Origin of the sequence: Fictibacillus sp. WQ 8-8, from assembly GCF_024494405.1 — a bacterium.
Taxonomy (GTDB): domain Bacteria; phylum Bacillota; class Bacilli; order Bacillales; family Fictibacillaceae; genus Fictibacillus_C; species Fictibacillus_C marinisediminis.
The window spans coordinates 301,480-317,568 of record NZ_JAMXKG010000005.1 but is presented as its reverse complement, the minus strand read 5'-3'; the positions used below and the strand labels follow the sequence as shown (position 1 = coordinate 317,568).

Genomic DNA, 16,089 nt, shown 5'->3' with positions numbered 1-16,089 from the left:
TAAATGACACAAGTGTCGACTTCAACCTTTTTATGGAAAATAAAAAACCGCTTCGGCTGGGAAGCGGTTTGTAGGAGTTTTGGATGTAGCTTAGCAAAGCGGTCCTGCACTTTTAATTTCTGCTGGCACATTGTTGAATTTTTCGAAGTTTTCCTTGAACTTACCTGCAAGCTCTTTTGCTTTGCGGTCGTAATCTTCCGGGTTCTCCCAAGTCTTTTTCGGCTGAAGTACTTGATCAGGAACACCTGGGCAATGTACTGGTGTATGCAGTCCAAAAATAGGGTCGGTTATCGTCTCTACAGATTTTAATTCCCCTTGAAGGGCAGCCTGAACCATGGCTCTTGTGTAGGAAAGGTTCATGCGCTTGCCGGCACCATATTCTCCGCCTGACCATCCGGTATTCACCAGGTATACTTCTACTTCATGATGATCGATTTTTTCTCCGAGCATTTCGGCATATACAGTTGCTTCCAATGGAAGGAACGGCGCACCGAAGCATGTTGAGAAGGTCGCTTGAGGAGATGTGATTCCTCGTTCTGTTCCGGCAAGTTTGCTCGTGTAGCCGGAAAGGAAATGATACATGGCCTGTTCTTTTGTCAGTTTGCTGATCGGAGGCAATACGCCGAATGCATCAGCTGTCAGGAAGATGATCGTGTTCGGATGACCAGCAACACTTGGCTGGATAATATTCGGGATCGCCTGAATTGGATAGGCAGCCCTAGTATTTTCAGTCAACGTACCGTCACTATAATCACCTACGCGAGTTTCATGGTCAAGAACGACATTTTCGAGAACGCTTCCAAAACGGATCGCATTCCAGATCTGCGGTTCTTTTTCTTCAGAGAGGTTGATGCATTTTGCATAGCAGCCGCCTTCAATGTTAAAAACACCAGTATTAGCCCAGCCATGTTCGTCGTCACCGATCAATGAACGATGCGGATCAGCAGAGAGCGTAGTTTTCCCGGTACCGGATAATCCGAAGAACAGAGCTACATCGCCTTCCTGCCCGACATTTGCGGAGCAATGCATAGAAAGGATCCCTTTTTCAGGAAGAATGTAGTTCATTACTGAGAAGATGGACTTTTTAATTTCTCCTGCATATTCAGTTCCTCCGATCAATACGATACGCTTCTCAAATGATATAATAATGAAGGTTTCAGAATTGGTCCCGTCTACAGCAGGATCTGCTTGAAATCCTGGTGCAGATACCACGGTGAATCCCGCTTCGATTCCTTTTAGTTCTTCAGCTGTCGGACGGATGAACATTTGGTGGGCAAACAGGTTATGCCAAGCGAATTCATTAATCACCTGAATAGGCAGCCTGTACGCGTGGTCGGCACCAGCGAATCCTTTGAATACAAACAATTCCTCTTTTTGTCCTAAGTAATGAAGTACTTTTTTATAGAGCTGCTCAAATTTCTCTTCGTTAAAGGGCTTATTGATTTTGCCCCAGTTTATTTTATCTTGTGTGCTAGCTTCATCCACGATGAATTTGTCTTCGGGAGAACGTCCAGTATATTTTCCAGTAGTGGCCCTGAGAGCACCGGTTGAAGATAAAATGCCTTCATTTCGGAGCAGCGCCTTTTCAACAAGCATAGGTACAGGTAGATTTTCATGAGTAGCAGCGCTGGATAGAATGTCATCTAAAGTCGTCGTTAAATCAACCGTATTCATGTTCGCAAAACCATCCTTTTAAGAAATATATTTATCATTAATATCGTAAGTAAATTCGAAATTAGTATAACACATTGAAACAAATAATGTATACTATTTTATTTAGCAAATTGTAAATTGGTTCATAAATCAGGCTCTTTGTTTTTAAAAGCATAATCTTTCATTTATAATAGGTACTTAATTCCGTTTGAAGGATCGCCCAGACTCCCGCTGGAGAGGGAGAGTATAGCTTTTCAAGTTGACAGGTTTGTCGAACTGCGCTATTATATTTCGGGAACGGCTACTCTTATTCCGAGTAGGTGGAGGGACAGGCCCTATGAAACCCAGCAACCGACACTTCATCATCACATATGCATCTTGTGCAGTGAAGTGAAAAGGTGCTAACCTGCAAGGTGAAAAAACCTTGAAAATAAGAGGTGAAGGCGTAGACATAAGACCTTTTCCCTCGTGTATTTTAGGTCCAGGGAAAGGCTTTTTTTATGTCTTAAAACAGTTTGAACCTGAATATTTTACAAAACAAAGTATCCATATAGGAATGAGTACCGTATCTTATAAAAAAATTGCTCTATGCTTTCAATAGAGAAGGAGGATCTCAATTGTCTAAAAGTCGTCGTCTTTTTACATCTGAATCAGTTACGGAAGGGCATCCGGATAAAATTTGTGACCAAATTTCCGATGCGATCCTGGATGAAATCCTTGCAAACGACCCGAACGCACGTGTCGCTTGTGAAACATCCGTAACGACAGGCCTTGTGCTTGTTGCTGGTGAAATCACCACATCTACTTATGTTGATATTCCAAAAGTCGTTCGCGAAACGATCAAAGAAATCGGCTATGACCGTGCAAAATACGGTTTCGATTCTGAAACATGCGCAGTTCTTACATCCATTGATGAGCAGTCTGCGGATATCGCGATGGGTGTTGACCAAGCGCTTGAAGCTCGTGAAGGCTCAATGACTGATGAAGAAATCGAAGCGATCGGTGCTGGTGACCAAGGTCTTATGTTTGGTTATGCCAACAATGAAACACCTGAACTTATGCCGCTTCCGATCTCTTTGGCACACCGCCTGTCCCGCCGATTGGCTGAAGTGCGTAAAACCGAAGAAGTTCCTTACCTTCGTCCGGATGGTAAAACTCAAGTAACGGTGGAATATGATGAGGATGACAAACCGGTTCGTATCGATACGATTGTTATCTCCACTCAGCACCATCCAGAAATTACAATTGAGCAAATTCAAGCCGACATTAAAGAACAAGTCATCAAGCCTGTTGTTCCTGCAGAATTGATCGACGAAAACACAAAATACTTCATTAATCCGACTGGCCGTTTCGTTATCGGCGGACCACAAGGTGATGCTGGATTAACTGGCCGTAAGATCATTGTTGATACGTATGGCGGATATGCTCGCCACGGTGGTGGAGCATTCTCCGGTAAAGATGCAACTAAAGTTGACCGTTCTGCAGCGTACGCCGCTCGTTACGTAGCGAAAAACATCGTTGCTTCCGGACTTGCTGACAAAGTAGAAGTTCAGCTTGCATATGCAATCGGTGTAGCACAGCCTGTATCGATCGCTGTCAACACATTCGAAACAGGAAAAGTTTCTGAAGAAGTATTGGTTGATCTTGTGCGCCAAAACTTCGACCTTCGTCCTGCGGGAATCATTAAAATGCTTGACCTTCGCCGTCCAATCTACAAACAGACAGCGGCATACGGACACTTTGGCCGTACAGACGTTGAGCTTCCTTGGGAAAAAACAGATAAAGCAGAAGCACTTAAAGATCAAGCAAACGCATAATACATTGAAAAAACCGGCCTTTGGGCCGGTTTTTCTTTTGAAATAAAGTTATTTTGATCAAAATAGGCAATGATTGACCAGTTTTACTAGTAAAGAGACTACTTATTGAGTGAAATGATGGTGAGCCGACCCTTGATATGGAAATAACGAGGGTTTTGCAAGTAACAAAGTGAATTTCTTTATGTAAGTAGAGTTTTGAGAAGAACTTATTATCGATAAATCTTTTTTATTATCGATAAACAGAATATATTATCGAAAAACTAAATTTATTATTGAAATCGACTAGTTTATTATCGATTTGTTATTTTACGAATCGATTTAAGTGTTTATTTTTGAAAAGGTGCCAGGCACCGCTTTTTGACATATGTCAAAAGCCGGTGCCTGGCACCTTTACAATTAAATCCGGAGGTTTATGCTCAAAGGTTTTCATGAATACAGGAAGCTTGAAGATTGCTGCTGGAGCGATTCTTGGATTGAGATTCGGACTGATTTCTTGCACAATCATCAAACGGTTTTCCTGTGGTGCTTTTTTCATGTAACCCCTCCTAAATTTTATAAAAAGTAAGGAACGAGATAAACGTTGAGTAAAAACACGGAAAAGATTCCTGAGCTGATCCCGAGGATCATACCGGCGAGCACGTCGGTTGGGTAATGAAGGCCTAGATACATACGCGAGATGCCAACAGACAACCCGAGCGGAAGCAGTAAGGTAAGCAATCCTGGATGGATGAAAGCGAGCGGGATGATGACCGAAAAGATCGCGGTCGTATGTCCTGAAGGGAAAGAATGGTCTTTCAGCGGATTACTGAAGGTCTTGGTACCCGCGATCATCAGATAAGGGCGTTTCCGTGGATAGCATTTCTTTGAGATTGCAACAGGAATATGGCTGAGAATAAGAGACAGGATTCCTGCAGCAGCAAATTTCTTCAGATCGGCAGGAATGGTAAGCAGGAGAAGCAGTGTAGTTAGAATGGTGCACGTTGCTCCGCCAATGTGTGTGATCCCATTGAAATACTTATCCAGCAAACGGTGCTGCAGTCTGCCGTTCACCCATTTAAATACATCACATTCCTTTTCATAGATCCAGCCGGTTACTCTTGCCATGGAAGTCCTCCTTGCTTTATAACGATTTCCTTTTCAGATTACAAGAGGTTTATTGCCGCTGTTTAAAGGCAGTGTGAAGAAATTGTAAATAAATGAAAAAACCGCCTGGATGAATTCAAGCGGTTTGCAGCTTCCGGTATAAATGAGGTTAAAAGAAAACCTTCTGATCACGCTCTTCTTTTAGAATTTCAACAGCTTCACGGAACCGCATGGAGTGGATGATCTCCCTTTCCCTTAAAAATCTCAGCCCGTCATTGAGATCAGGATCATCCGACATGTCGATCAGCCATTGATACGTAGCACGTGCTTTTTCCTCTGCTGCAATGTCTTCGTACAGGTCAGCGATCGGATCTCCTTTGGCTTGAATATAAGCTGTAGTAAATGGCACACCGTCTGCATTATGATAAAAGAGCGCGCTGTCATGATTGGCATAGTGGGTATCGAGCCCGGCATCCTTCATCTGCTGGGGAGTGGCATCCTTTGTCAATTTATAGATCATCGTGGCAATCATCTCAAGATGGGCAAACTCCTCTGTTCCTATGTCGGTGAGCAAGCCGATGACCTTGTCAGGGATCGTATACCGCTGATTCAAATACCGTAATGCAGCAGCAAGCTCACCGTCTGCCCCGCCATATTGTTCAACCAAAAACTTAGCCAGCTTCGGATTGCATGTGCTGACTTTAACAGGATATTGCAGCTTTTTTTCATAAATCCACATAGTTGCCCTCCCATGCTATTACTTTTATACCTGCCACGGCCAAGGTCCTTTGTTCCAATCCCAGGGAGCACCTGAATAACTGTTTCCGTATTGCTGCATCGGCCCATATTTTGACTCAATGGCTTTCTTCAATTTTTTTCGTTCCTGGGCGAAATGATTGAACTGATGGATGCTGGCTGTGTCATTTGGATGGGTATCTAAATACAGGGTTAATTCAACAAGTACAAAATCAACCGCCTGTAATTCCTCGAGGAGCTGATAATACTCAGCTGGAAGGCCTGTTTCCATTCCTGATCAACTCCTTCTTTCATAAGGATTTTCATAGTAATCATAAAATACCGGCCAAAGCGTTCCTTTTTTTAATGCTTCCTGTGGTGAGAACTGCGGCAGGTTATAGGGCTGGAATGTCATATATAAGTGAGGAGGAGTAGAATAATACTTTCTTCCGATCGGCTGGCATGGATCGAAATTGCTATGGAAAGGAACATAGGATTTTACATGTTTCAAAGGATTTCACCTCCGACAATCGTACTCTTACTAAATTATTTTCTAACGGTGGCAATTATGTGGATTTTATCAGGATAGAGCCTACAATTTAAATAAGAAAACATCTTATGGTATGATTTATCAAGAACAGAAAAGTGAAGAACGGAAAATAAAGAGGAAAGAAAGGGGAAGCCATGTACGAAGGAGTCCATCATGTATCACTAGTAGTTACTGATTTGAAAAAAGCACTTTATTTTTATGAGGGAATCTTGGGTTTTTCGGCGAGCAAAGAGCGGCCTCAGTTCGGCTTTCCAGGTGTTTGGTACGATTTTGGGGCAACACAGCTTCATTTGATCGCAAACGCAAAAGGCAAGGCTTTGAGAGGAACTGATGAATTGGATAGCAGGGATGGCCATTTTGCCATCCGTGTTACAGATATTCCGAGACTGTTAAAAAAGCTGGACCACCATCAAATACCTTATTTAAATAAGCCGGATAATAAAACACCGTGGCATCAGGTTTATGTCAGTGATCCAGATGGAAATTTAATAGAATTTAACGGAGAGCGTCAGTCTGTTTCTGAAAGTGATTTATAATATTGCCCTTTTTCTTGGTATTCGCGGCGGATCCTGTCCATGTCGGCAATATCTTCTGCGTTCAGTTCCCGTATCACTTTGGCAGGACGGCCGAATGTAAGGGTGTTCGGCGGAATCTTTTTGCCCGGAGGTACGAGGCTGCCGGCTCCGATAAACGCTCCTTCACCGATTTCAGCGCCATCAAGTACAAGAGATCCCATGCCGATCAGTGCGTTTTTTCGAATGATGCTGCTATGTAAGATCACGCTGTGCCCAACGGTTACTCCGTCTTCCAGAATAAGAGGCCGATTAGGGCTCTGGTGAAGAACAGAATTATCCTGAACATTGACGCTATTGCCGATAATGGTAGGAGAAACATCTCCGCGTATCGACGTGTTAAACCAAATAGAGCTGTATTCACCGATCGTAACATCGCCGGTAATGGTTACATAATCTGCAATATAGGCAGTCTCTGCGATAACCGGGTGTTTGCCATTGTAAGGGTAGATCAAAATATCACATCCTATTTCGTATAAAATAATAAAAACAAGGCGTTTCATCTTTTCTTGATCCAGCTTCAACACCTAGAGACTCGATCACTTCAGTCTTTGTCAGAAAACAAAAAGCGTTTTATGCCAAAGCCCTCCAGTGTTTTTCGTCTCTAAACAGGCGTTTCAGCTTTTCTTGATCCAGCTTCAGCGGCTAAAAGCTTGGTCGTTTCGCTCTTTCACAAAATACAAAAAGCGTATTTGTGTTCAAGAGCTCCAACAGCCTTCGCTTTTGACCAAGCCGCCTCAGCTTTTCAACTTATTCTATCAAATGAAAGATTAATTGAAAATTATTTCGAGAAGGGGATGGGGTTATGTGGAAGTGGGAAACTAAGGAGGAAGCTAAGGGTGTCGTCATTATGGTTCATGGCGCTGGAGAATACCATGGGCGCTATGAATGGGTCATTCAGCAATTTAATCTGGCTGGTTTTCACGTCCTTATGGGAGATCTTCCGGGGCAGGGAACGACGACTCGCCGCAGGGGGCACATCGACTCGTTTGATGAATACATCACGGCCATCGAGACGTGGATTGGTGAAGCTGCTCACTACTACCTGCCCGTATTTCTCTTCGGACACAGCATGGGTGGGCTTGCTTCGATTCGTGCGGTTACGGAAAGATCCTTTAATATCAAGGGCATCATTCTTTCTTCTCCATGTCTTGGACTCGCGAGCCAGCCGTCAAAGGGAATTGACACCTTATCAAGAGTATTGAATAAAGTGGCGCCATCTGTTAAATTTGCTGCAAACATTGAGCCCGTAAATAAAACAAGGAATGAGCAGGTATTGCTCAGGGATTCAACGGACACCCTTCTTGTAGACCGTGTATCTGTCAGATGGTACCGGGAGCTTGTGAATGCAATGAAGATGGCCCATACACATACCGGCCGGTTTCCAAACATTCCGCTGCTCGTCATTCAGGCAGGAGATGACCGGATCGTCGACAAACTGGCTGTCCGTGACTGGTTTAACCGGATAGAACTGCATGACAAAATGTACAAAGAATATCCCGGACTGTATCATGAAGTACTGAATGAACCGGAAAGGGATGACGTGTTTAAATTTATTAAATCCTATTTGAATCTGCATTTTTGATTTTTGATAATTGCTAGGGGTGGGAATTGAATGAGTGTACCGAATCAACCATGGGCATTAATGTATCGCATCTATCGCAATGTTCTGCCCGATGTTTCTCTCTTTCTTGAACAATGGCGTGAAAAAGCAGAATTGATTCCGAACGATGAACTTAGAAAACAAGCGTTGATGAGCATTGATACGAAGGAATTTCATTGCCAGGGAGGAGCGATTCTGGCCCTCCTGGCCGGAGATCAAAGAAAAAGAGTGATCGAATTTGTAGTGGCTTATCAGACGATCAGCGACTATCTGGATAATCTTTGTGACAGAAGCACATCGCTGGACCCGCTGGATTTTGAGGCTCTTCACGAATCCATGATCCATGCGCTTACACCGGGTGCAGACCGCAAAAATTATTATCGCATGAGGGATGATCAGAATGACGGGGATTATTTATGGAGCCTTGTTCAAACCTGTCAGAACATTCTTAGTGAAATACCGCATTACGATTCAATCTCGGATTCATTGCTTGATTTGGCTCACTATTATTGTGATCTGCAAATACATAAGCACGTGATCATTGAAGAAAGAGTTCCGCGGCTGCAGGCTTGGTTCAGCAGCCATAAAGATTCTATCCCAGCGATGAGCTGGTATGAGTTTTCAGCTTGTACAGGTTCAACGCTCGGTATTTTTTGCCTCGTTTCGTATGCATCACAGCAAAACCTTACGAAGGAACAAGTGAAAGTCATTAAGAACGGCTACTTTCCGTGGGTGCAAGGCCTTCATATACTGCTCGACTATTTTGTGGATCAGGAAGAAGATAAAGAGGGCGGCGACCTTAATTTTTGCTCATATTATGAAAATGGCAATCAGCTTCTTGAGCGGTTTGGTCATTTCGTCCAGCAAGCGGATAACAGCATTGACCGCCTGCCAGACCGCAAGTTTCATAAATTGATCAACCGTGGTCTATTAGGCATCTATCTGGCTGACCAAAAAGTCGACCGCCATCCGGGAATTAAAAAGACAGCAGGGAAAATCATGAGAATGGGCGGAAGCTATACTCTCTTTTTCTATATGAACCGAAGACTAATGCAAAGATTAAGACCTTCCATCTAAAAAAGGAGCGGAAACTGCTGCGGCAGCTTCCACTCCTTTTTATCTTTTCTCAATGGCGACAATATAGGGAGGATCGTTCTTTTGGTTGATGAATCCGTACTGTAGGACATGAGCCATTTGCTGATCGAGGCCTTGAGCATATTCCATGACTGCGTCTTTTTCCACTTTTCCTTCCGGGTGTCCGTGGTAGATCACCAATACAGCAAGGCCTCCCGGCGCCAGCAGGTCAAAAAGCTGATTTATGGCTTCGATGGTGGATTCACTCTGAGTTACAATTTCTTTATCTCCGCCAGGCAAATAGCCGAGATTAAAAACAGCACAGGCAATTTTCCCGTGAAACGAATCTGGGATATATGATTTCATATGATGATGTCCGGTGTTAAAAAGCGTTACATTATCTTCGGCCTCATGCTCCAGCAGACGTTTTCTAGTGTTTTCAATCGCCTCTTCTTGTATATCAAAACCAAAAACATTGCCCTCGATACCGACGAGGCGAGAAAGGAATAATGTGTCATGGCCATTCCCGCATGTGGCGTCAATGACAGCACTGCCTTTTACAGCCGCACTTTCCAGCAATGTCCGTGCAAACGGAAGTATACCCTGGATCTTCATAGTGGTTGTACCGTTTCCTTTTTATAAAATTTCCCTTGAAAGCTGTCCCTGCGTTTCATTTCGGATTCAATGGCATTCAGTACTTTCCACTTGTTCATGCTCCACATCGGCCCGATCAGCAGATCAGGCGGTCCGTCACCAGTGAGACGGTGGATCATCATGTCAGGGGGAAGGATTTCGAGCTGGTCGCAAACGAGCCTTACATACGTATCAAAATCTAAAAATTCCAGCATTCCCTGGTCATATTGCTTTACCATTGGCGTTTTTTTCAACAAGTGCAGCAGATGGATCTTTATGCCCTGCACATCGAGCTTGGCGACTTCTTTCGCGGTTTCCATCATCATTTCAGGTATTTCCAGGGGAAGCCCGTTAATAATGTGGGAGCATACACGAATATTATGCTTACGGAGCTTATTAACGCCATCAACATACGTTTGATAATCGTGTGCACGGTTAATAAGCAGAGCAGTCCGTTCATGGACCGTTTGCAGACCAAGCTCCACCCATAGATAGGTCCGTTCGTTCAGCTCGGCGAGATATTCGACTACATCATCAGGGAGACAATCCGGGCGGGTCGCGATCGCAAGGCCAACTACACCTTCCTGTTCCAAGACCGTCTCAAACATTTCGCGAAGTTTTTCAACTGGTGCGTACGTGTTGGAGAAGGCTTGAAAATACCCAAGATATTTCCCCTTTTTCCATTTACGGTGCATGCGTTCTTTGACGGTGTTGAACTGGGTGATCAAGTCATCCCGCCGGTCTCCGGCAAAATCACCGGACCCGCTCTGAGAACAGAATGTACAGCCGCCATAAGCAGCTTTCCCGTCACGGTTAGGGCAGTCAAACCCGCCATCCAGCGGAATCTTAATAATCTTCTCATTAAAATGGTTCCGCAGATGCTGATTCCATGTATAAAAACGTTTATCGCCATAATGGGCGGGAATAATCGATTGAGACATTGTGTCACTCCTTAGTTAGAAAAGCTGAAGCGCCCGTTTAGCTCCGAAAAGCGGTGAGGTGAGAGAGTGAAGTGCTCGAGGAGCTGGGCGCTGAAGCTGGATCAGAAAAGCTGAAAGGGCCGTTTTGAGCTGAAATCCCGCATTCGGGCGCCTGAGCTATACCCAAGCCCCTTCTTACATACTACAAGCCATTTTAGCACGGGGGGAGCAAATCTCCAACAGGAAGAAAAAGAGCTGTTTATGGGAAAAGGCGTGTCTGCGGATTGTCACCGGGCATAAAAAGCTCTACAATACTTAGGGGTATTTCTTTCTTGTTAGGGGGGCTTTGATTGCCTAGACCGCTTTGGCTGCTGGTGATTGGAATGGTCCTGAATGTAACGGGAGCATCGTTTTTGTGGCCGGTGAATACCATTTATATCCATGAGCATCTAGACAGGTCATTGACTGTCGCCGGCATCGTGCTCATGTGTAACTCAGGAGCGGGGGTTCTTGGGAATCTTGCCGGGGGTCTGGTGTTTGACCGCCTTGGGGGATACAGAGCCATACTCACTGGTGTATCTGTCACATTGGCAGCCCTTATTATGCTTGTTTTTTATCATGGTTTTATGTTCTACGCTTCTCTGCTGGCTGTTATCGGTTTTGGCATGGGTATTACTTTTCCATCGATGTACGCGATGGCGGGAACCGTTTGGAAAGAAGGAGGAAGAAAAGCGTTTAACGCCATCTATGTCGCTCAGAACGTCGGTGTTGCTGCCGGTGCGGCATGTGGTGGGTTTGTTGCTTCCTATTCCTTTCAATGGTCTTTTATTGGTAACGCATTGCTTTGTGCGCTGTTTTTCCTGCTCGTTCTGTTTGGGTATAAAGGAATCAGCAATAAAGCTTCCGAAATTTCACCAGAAACGATTTTAACGCAGGATTCTAAGATTAAGAACAAAACCATCTTTACCGGGCTCCTGATTTTGTGCGGCGGTTACTTGCTGGCCTGGATCAGCTATGTGCAATGGCAATCGACCATCGCCGTTTTCACGCAGGAAGCAGGTATCAGCCTGAAGCTGTACAGCTTGCTTTGGACGGTCAACGGAGCATTGATCGTATTGCTGCAGCCCGTGCTGGCCTACATATTAAAACACTGGATTACTTCAACGAAAACTCAAATTCTCGTAGGCTATCTTATTTTTATCGTTTCATTTGTAACGGTCAGCCGTGCCGAAGCATTCTCAGGTTTTATGGGAGCCATGGTTATTTTGACGATAGGTGAAATGTTCGTCTGGCCGGGTGTGCCGTCCATCGCCAATGATCTGGCTCCGGCAGGAAGGGTAGGTTTTTATCAAGGAATCGTCAACAGTACGGCGACGGCGGGGCGGATGATCGGCCCGTCTTTTGGCGGCATTCTTGCTGATGTTTGGGGAATGAAGACTGTTTTCGGGGTGATTTTTGTTTTGTTTATGATCAGTATTGTGCTTACTCAAATCTATGACCGGAAGATTGCTGTTGGAGGTCTTTCACAGAAAAAGACAGGTTAGATAGGAGAGCTGAATGGAAAATTTCTTGGCTTTTAACTTACAAGAGATGCCTTTTGTCATTATTTCATTGGTTATTGCGTTTACGGTTCATGAATTTGCTCATGCTTATGCAGCGTATCTGTGCGGTGATTCTACGGCTAAAGACCAGGGGCGCTTGACGCTCTCACCTGTTGCCCACCTTGATCCGATCGGTACGATCCTTTTATTGATCGCCGGTTTCGGCTGGGCCCGGCCAGTGCCTGTGGACCGCAGGAATTTTAAACGTCCTCATTTATATAGCATTCTCGTATCGATCGCCGGACCTCTGAGCAATATTTTAATTGCAATAATAGGAGTTATCATCTTTTATGCCCTCTTTTCAACCGGTGTAGTGGACAGTGTGCCGGAAAAGGGAGTCGACTTTATCGACAAGATGATCAATATGCTCGTTTATTTGAATGTTCTGCTGTTTGTGTTTAATTTATTGCCGATCCCGCCTTTGGATGGCTACCGTGTACTGGAAGATTTGGCACCTAACCGAATCAGGGCCAAGATGATTCAATATGAACATATTGGTGTGATCATTTTTTTGATCCTCATCATTACGCCGCTGGACAGATATACCATCTATCCGATTTTTAATACGATCGTTCCTTATGTGGCGAACTTGGTGGACAGCTTGATCCGGCCATTCTTTGAATCTGGTATATAACTAGGAAAAAAGGGCTAAGCTGAGTAGCAAACAGACTTGACATTTTACGTTTGAATTCATACAATACAAGTTAAATATGGTAAATTACGATGATAAGGATCAGTAAAAAAGCAGAGGGATCTAGAGAGTTGACGGACGGTGCAAGTCAACCCTGAACCTTTTTGAACTCACCTTGTAGTTGCAAAAGTGAAAAGAAAGCTTTAGCTTTTGCCGTACACCCGCGTTAAGGGACCAATGAGCGAGCGTGTTCTTTTGCGCTAATGTGGGTGGTACCGCGGCAGGTTATGATGACATAAACACAACCTTTCGTCCCTGAATGATTTAGGGGCGGAAGGTTTTTTATTTTGCCTTTATTTTGCTAAAGGATGAATGTGAGTGACAGGGAGGAAGAGAAAATATGCATTACGATCACAAAAAGATTGAGCCGAAATGGCAGCAGTACTGGGAAAAGAATAAAACGTTCAAAACGGAAGAGGAATACTCCAAGAAGAAATTTTATGCACTGGATATGTTTCCTTACCCGTCTGGAGCCGGTCTTCACGTAGGACATCCGGAAGGTTACACAGCAACGGACATCCTCTCCCGAATGAAACGCATGCAGGATTATAACGTGCTTCACCCAATGGGATGGGATGCGTTCGGTCTTCCGGCTGAGCAATATGCACTTGATACCGGTAATGACCCTGCCGAGTTTACTGAAAAGAACATCAATACATTCCGTCGCCAGATCAAAGAGTTAGGCTTTTCATATGACTGGGACCGTGAAGTAAACACAACTGATCCGGAATACTACAAATGGACACAGTGGATTTTCATCCAGCTGTATAAAAAAGGATTGGCCTATGTTGATGAAGTGCCTGTTAACTGGTGTGAGGCGCTTGGCACAGTACTTGCCAATGAAGAAGTCATCGACGGCAAGAGCGAGCGGGGCGGCCATCCCGTCGTCCGTAAGCCGATGAGACAGTGGATGCTGAAAATTACGGCTTATGCGGACCGTTTGCTTGAAGATTTGGAAGAGCTTGATTGGCCTGAAAGCTTGAAAGAGATGCAAAGAAACTGGATCGGCCGTTCAGAAGGTGCGGAAGTTCATTTTGGAATTGACGGACATGACAAACAGGTAACGGTGTTTACGACTCGTCCGGATACGCTATTTGGGGCGACATACCTTGTCCTTGCTCCTGAGCACTCTTATGTGAATGAGATTACAACAGAAGAGCAGAGTGAAGCAGTAGAACAATATAAAAATGATGTCGCAACCAAATCTGATCTTGAGCGTACAGAGCTTGCCAAAGAAAAAACCGGTGTGTTCACAGGCGCATATGCCTTTAATCCGGTAAACGGCAAGAAGGTGCCAATCTGGATCGCTGATTATGTACTTGCAACCTATGGTACAGGTGCGATCATGGCCGTTCCTGGGCATGATGAGCGTGACCATGAATTTGCTGTGAAATTTGACCTTCCGATTATCGAAGTCGTAGAAGGCGGAGACGTACAGACAGCTGCCTACGCAGGCGACGGCAAACATGTTAATTCAGATTTCTTGAACGGTCTTGAAAAAGAAGAAGCCATTGAGAAAATGAACAGCTGGCTTGTAGAGAATAACAAGGGTGAAAAGAAAATCACGTACCGTTTGCGTGACTGGCTGTTCTCCCGCCAGCGTTATTGGGGAGAACCAATCCCAATCATCCTTTGGGAAGATGGAACAATGACACACGTCCCAGAAGAAGAGCTTCCGCTACGCTTGCCAATCGTCAAAGAGATCAAGCCGTCCGGCACAGGTGAATCTCCTTTAGCTAACGTAGAAGACTGGGTGAATGTCGTTGATCCGGAAACCGGCAAGAAAGGACGCCGTGAAACGAATACCATGCCGCAATGGGCAGGAAGCTGCTGGTACTATCTAAGGTACATCGATCCTAAAAACAGTGAAGCTTTAGCAGATCCAGAGAAAATCAAGCACTGGCTGCCGGTGGACATCTATATCGGCGGTGCAGAGCATGCGGTACTTCACTTGCTGTACGCGCGATTCTGGCATAAGGTTCTTTACGATCTAGGCGTAGTTTCCACAAAAGAGCCGTTTCAGCGGTTGTTCAACCAGGGAATGATTCTTGGTGAGAACAATGAAAAAATGAGTAAATCCAAAGGAAATGTGGTTAACCCGGATGAAATCGTAGCTTCCCACGGAGCAGATACTCTGCGTATGTATGAAATGTTCATGGGACCGCTAGATGCATCCATCGCATGGAGTACGACCGGCTTGGACGGATCCCGCAGATTCCTTGACCGTGTATGGCGTCTGCTTGTTGCGGATAATGGAGAGCTTAACACGTCCATTCAAGATCAGCATGGTACAGATTCCTTTGAACGTGTATATCATCAAACGGTGAAAAAGATCACCGAAGATTTTGAGGGGCTTCGCTTTAACACAGGAATCTCTCAATTGATGGTATTCGTTAACGAAGCGAATAAGCAAAACGTTCTTCCAAAGTATGCTGCTGAAGGGTTTGTGAAGCTGCTTTCCCCGATCGCTCCGCATATTGCTGAGGAGTTATGGGAAAAACTAGGGCACAGCGGGTCTATCGCATACGAATCATGGCCGGTGTGGGACGAAGCGAAACTAGTGGAAAAAGAAGTGGAAATCGTTGTACAGATCAACGGTAAAGTAAAAGCTAAGCTTAGCGTACCGGCTGATATAACGAGAGAAGACATGGAGCAGGCAGCGATGGATAGCGATGCGGTTCAAAGCAGCATCGAAGGCAAAACGGTCCGTAAAGTGATTGCGGTTCCTGGCAAGCTCGTAAACATCGTAGCCAATTGACAGAGGTGAATGGAATGGAAGATCAAATCAATACGATCACTCCCGAAGAAGTGAAAAGCAAGCTAAAAAAGGGTGAAACAATTTCTCTCATCGATGTTCGTGAGGATGAAGAAGTCGCTGAAGGAAAAATTGCCGAGGCGAAGCACATCAAAATGATGGAAGTTCCAAATCGTTTAGACGAGATCAACAAAGACGAGGAGCATATCCTCATCTGCCGCTCAGGAAAAAGAAGCGAGAATGTAGCTCACTTTTTACAGGAAAACGGTTATAAAGTGAAGAACATGGTCGGCGGCATGATGGCCTATGGCAAGGATTCAGAATAACTATAGTTAAGACATAAAAGAACCGGCTGCTATTGAGCAGCCGGTTCTTTTCATGCGGTTTCGTTTTTTTTTTTTA

At 44.6% G+C, this 16,089-nt stretch carries 17 protein-coding genes, 1 riboswitch and 1 other annotated feature; of the genes, 8 read left to right on the top strand and 9 right to left on the bottom strand.

What is annotated here, in order from left to right:
- Positions 1-90 precede the first annotated feature (90 nt).
- Positions 91-1,674: a phosphoenolpyruvate carboxykinase (ATP) gene (gene pckA / locus M1K46_RS13480; protein WP_053357485.1), complete on the bottom strand. Its 1,584-nt coding sequence runs from the start codon at positions 1,672-1,674 to the stop codon at positions 91-93.
- Between the two features lie 283 nt (positions 1,675-1,957).
- Positions 1,958-2,090: riboswitch (SAM riboswitch) on the top strand.
- Between the two features lie 180 nt (positions 2,091-2,270).
- On the opposite strand from pckA, the gene metK reads away from it, so the two are divergent.
- On the top strand, positions 2,271-3,470 hold the full coding sequence (metK, locus tag M1K46_RS13475) for a methionine adenosyltransferase (protein WP_256226340.1): 1,200 nt from the start codon (positions 2,271-2,273) through the stop codon (positions 3,468-3,470).
- 367 nt (positions 3,471-3,837) lie between these two features.
- On the opposite strand, the gene M1K46_RS13470 is transcribed toward metK, so the two are convergent.
- The 5 genes from M1K46_RS13470 to M1K46_RS13450 all read right to left on the bottom strand — a co-directional run bounded on the left by M1K46_RS13470 (position 3,838) and on the right by M1K46_RS13450 (position 5,799).
- Positions 3,838-4,005, bottom strand: coding sequence for a hypothetical protein (locus tag M1K46_RS13470; RefSeq protein WP_256226339.1), 168 nt, complete (start codon positions 4,003-4,005; stop codon positions 3,838-3,840).
- A gap of 17 nt (positions 4,006-4,022) precedes the next feature.
- Complete coding sequence (locus M1K46_RS13465) at positions 4,023-4,574, bottom strand: phosphatase PAP2 family protein (RefSeq protein ID WP_053357487.1); 552 nt, start codon at positions 4,572-4,574, stop codon at positions 4,023-4,025.
- 148 nt (positions 4,575-4,722) lie between these two features.
- On the bottom strand, positions 4,723-5,292 hold the full coding sequence (locus M1K46_RS13460; RefSeq protein WP_062233638.1) for a manganese catalase family protein: 570 nt from the start codon (positions 5,290-5,292) through the stop codon (positions 4,723-4,725).
- A gap of 24 nt (positions 5,293-5,316) precedes the next feature.
- Positions 5,317-5,580, bottom strand: coding sequence for a spore coat protein CotJB (locus M1K46_RS13455; protein WP_062233641.1), 264 nt, complete (start codon positions 5,578-5,580; stop codon positions 5,317-5,319).
- A gap of 6 nt (positions 5,581-5,586) precedes the next feature.
- Positions 5,587-5,799 carry a spore coat associated protein CotJA gene (locus M1K46_RS13450; RefSeq protein WP_256226337.1) on the bottom strand — a complete coding sequence of 71 codons (213 nt, stop codon included), beginning with the start codon at positions 5,797-5,799 and terminating at the stop codon, positions 5,587-5,589.
- 173 nt (positions 5,800-5,972) lie between these two features.
- Here M1K46_RS13450 and M1K46_RS13445 point away from each other — a divergent pair, with 173 nt between their 5' ends.
- On the top strand, positions 5,973-6,374 hold the full coding sequence (locus tag M1K46_RS13445) for a VOC family protein (protein WP_053357491.1): 402 nt from the start codon (positions 5,973-5,975) through the stop codon (positions 6,372-6,374).
- On the opposite strand, the gene M1K46_RS13440 is transcribed toward M1K46_RS13445, so the two are convergent.
- On the bottom strand, positions 6,347-6,865 hold the full coding sequence (locus M1K46_RS13440) for a gamma carbonic anhydrase family protein (RefSeq protein ID WP_256226459.1): 519 nt from the start codon (positions 6,863-6,865) through the stop codon (positions 6,347-6,349). The genes M1K46_RS13445 and M1K46_RS13440 overlap by 28 nt on opposite strands.
- 350 nt (positions 6,866-7,215) lie before the next feature.
- On the opposite strand from M1K46_RS13440, the gene M1K46_RS13435 reads away from it, so the two are divergent.
- Both M1K46_RS13435 and M1K46_RS13430 read left to right on the top strand, forming a co-directional pair.
- Entirely contained in the window at positions 7,216-7,995 is a 780-nt protein-coding gene (locus tag M1K46_RS13435) for an alpha/beta hydrolase (protein WP_062233646.1), read from the top strand.
- Between the two features lie 30 nt (positions 7,996-8,025).
- The gene (locus tag M1K46_RS13430; protein ID WP_053357494.1) at positions 8,026-9,090 is read left to right on the top strand and encodes a tetraprenyl-beta-curcumene synthase family protein; all 1,065 of its coding nucleotides are present in this window, start codon (positions 8,026-8,028) and stop codon (positions 9,088-9,090) included.
- Between the two features lie 39 nt (positions 9,091-9,129).
- Here the strand turns inward: M1K46_RS13430 and M1K46_RS13425 are convergent, their stop codons facing one another.
- Positions 9,130-9,702, bottom strand: a complete 573-nt coding sequence (locus M1K46_RS13425) for a tRNA (mnm(5)s(2)U34)-methyltransferase (RefSeq protein ID WP_091003770.1) — start codon at positions 9,700-9,702, stop codon at positions 9,130-9,132.
- Complete coding sequence (locus M1K46_RS13420) at positions 9,699-10,661, bottom strand: TIGR01212 family radical SAM protein (protein ID WP_256226336.1); 963 nt, start codon at positions 10,659-10,661, stop codon at positions 9,699-9,701. Before M1K46_RS13420 ends, M1K46_RS13425 begins: the two co-directional genes overlap by 4 nt.
- A 329-nt stretch (positions 10,662-10,990) precedes the next feature.
- Between M1K46_RS13420 and M1K46_RS13415 the strand changes: the two genes are divergently transcribed.
- The 4 genes from M1K46_RS13415 (at position 10,991) to M1K46_RS13400 (ending at position 16,013) form a co-directional block, all read left to right on the top strand.
- Complete coding sequence (locus tag M1K46_RS13415; protein ID WP_256226335.1) at positions 10,991-12,184, top strand: MDR family MFS transporter; 1,194 nt, start codon at positions 10,991-10,993, stop codon at positions 12,182-12,184.
- A gap of 13 nt (positions 12,185-12,197) precedes the next feature.
- Positions 12,198-12,875 (top strand): site-2 protease family protein, encoded by a 678-nt coding sequence (locus tag M1K46_RS13410; protein ID WP_062233662.1) that lies wholly within the window; start codon positions 12,198-12,200, stop codon positions 12,873-12,875.
- Between the two features lie 80 nt (positions 12,876-12,955).
- Positions 12,956-13,192 (top strand) — a binding site (T-box leader).
- An 80-nt stretch (positions 13,193-13,272) separates the two neighbouring features.
- Positions 13,273-15,690, top strand: coding sequence for a leucine--tRNA ligase (gene leuS, locus M1K46_RS13405; protein ID WP_256226334.1), 2,418 nt, complete (start codon positions 13,273-13,275; stop codon positions 15,688-15,690).
- A gap of 14 nt (positions 15,691-15,704) precedes the next feature.
- Positions 15,705-16,013, top strand: a complete 309-nt coding sequence (locus M1K46_RS13400; protein WP_091003777.1) for a rhodanese-like domain-containing protein — start codon at positions 15,705-15,707, stop codon at positions 16,011-16,013.
- Positions 16,014-16,089: the final 76 nt, after the last annotated feature.

Coding starts and splice junctions, on each gene's coding strand:
- pckA (WP_053357485.1), bottom strand. CDS start 1,674: ATGAATACGGTTGATTTAACGACGACTTTAGATGACATTCTATCCAGC.
- M1K46_RS13470 (WP_256226339.1), bottom strand. CDS start 4,005: ATGAAAAAAGCACCACAGGAAAACCGTTTGATGATTGTGCAAGAAATC.
- M1K46_RS13465 (WP_053357487.1), bottom strand. CDS start 4,574: ATGGCAAGAGTAACCGGCTGGATCTATGAAAAGGAATGTGATGTATTT.
- M1K46_RS13460 (WP_062233638.1), bottom strand. CDS start 5,292: ATGTGGATTTATGAAAAAAAGCTGCAATATCCTGTTAAAGTCAGCACA.
- M1K46_RS13455 (WP_062233641.1), bottom strand. CDS start 5,580: ATGGAAACAGGCCTTCCAGCTGAGTATTATCAGCTCCTCGAGGAATTA.
- M1K46_RS13445 (WP_053357491.1), top strand. CDS start 5,973: ATGTACGAAGGAGTCCATCATGTATCACTAGTAGTTACTGATTTGAAA.
- M1K46_RS13435 (WP_062233646.1), top strand. CDS start 7,216: ATGTGGAAGTGGGAAACTAAGGAGGAAGCTAAGGGTGTCGTCATTATG.
- M1K46_RS13430 (WP_053357494.1), top strand. CDS start 8,026: ATGAGTGTACCGAATCAACCATGGGCATTAATGTATCGCATCTATCGC.
- M1K46_RS13425 (WP_091003770.1), bottom strand. CDS start 9,702: ATGAAGATCCAGGGTATACTTCCGTTTGCACGGACATTGCTGGAAAGT.
- M1K46_RS13420 (WP_256226336.1), bottom strand. CDS start 10,661: ATGTCTCAATCGATTATTCCCGCCCATTATGGCGATAAACGTTTTTAT.
- M1K46_RS13410 (WP_062233662.1), top strand. CDS start 12,198: ATGGAAAATTTCTTGGCTTTTAACTTACAAGAGATGCCTTTTGTCATT.
- leuS (WP_256226334.1), top strand. CDS start 13,273: ATGCATTACGATCACAAAAAGATTGAGCCGAAATGGCAGCAGTACTGG.
- M1K46_RS13400 (WP_091003777.1), top strand. CDS start 15,705: ATGGAAGATCAAATCAATACGATCACTCCCGAAGAAGTGAAAAGCAAG.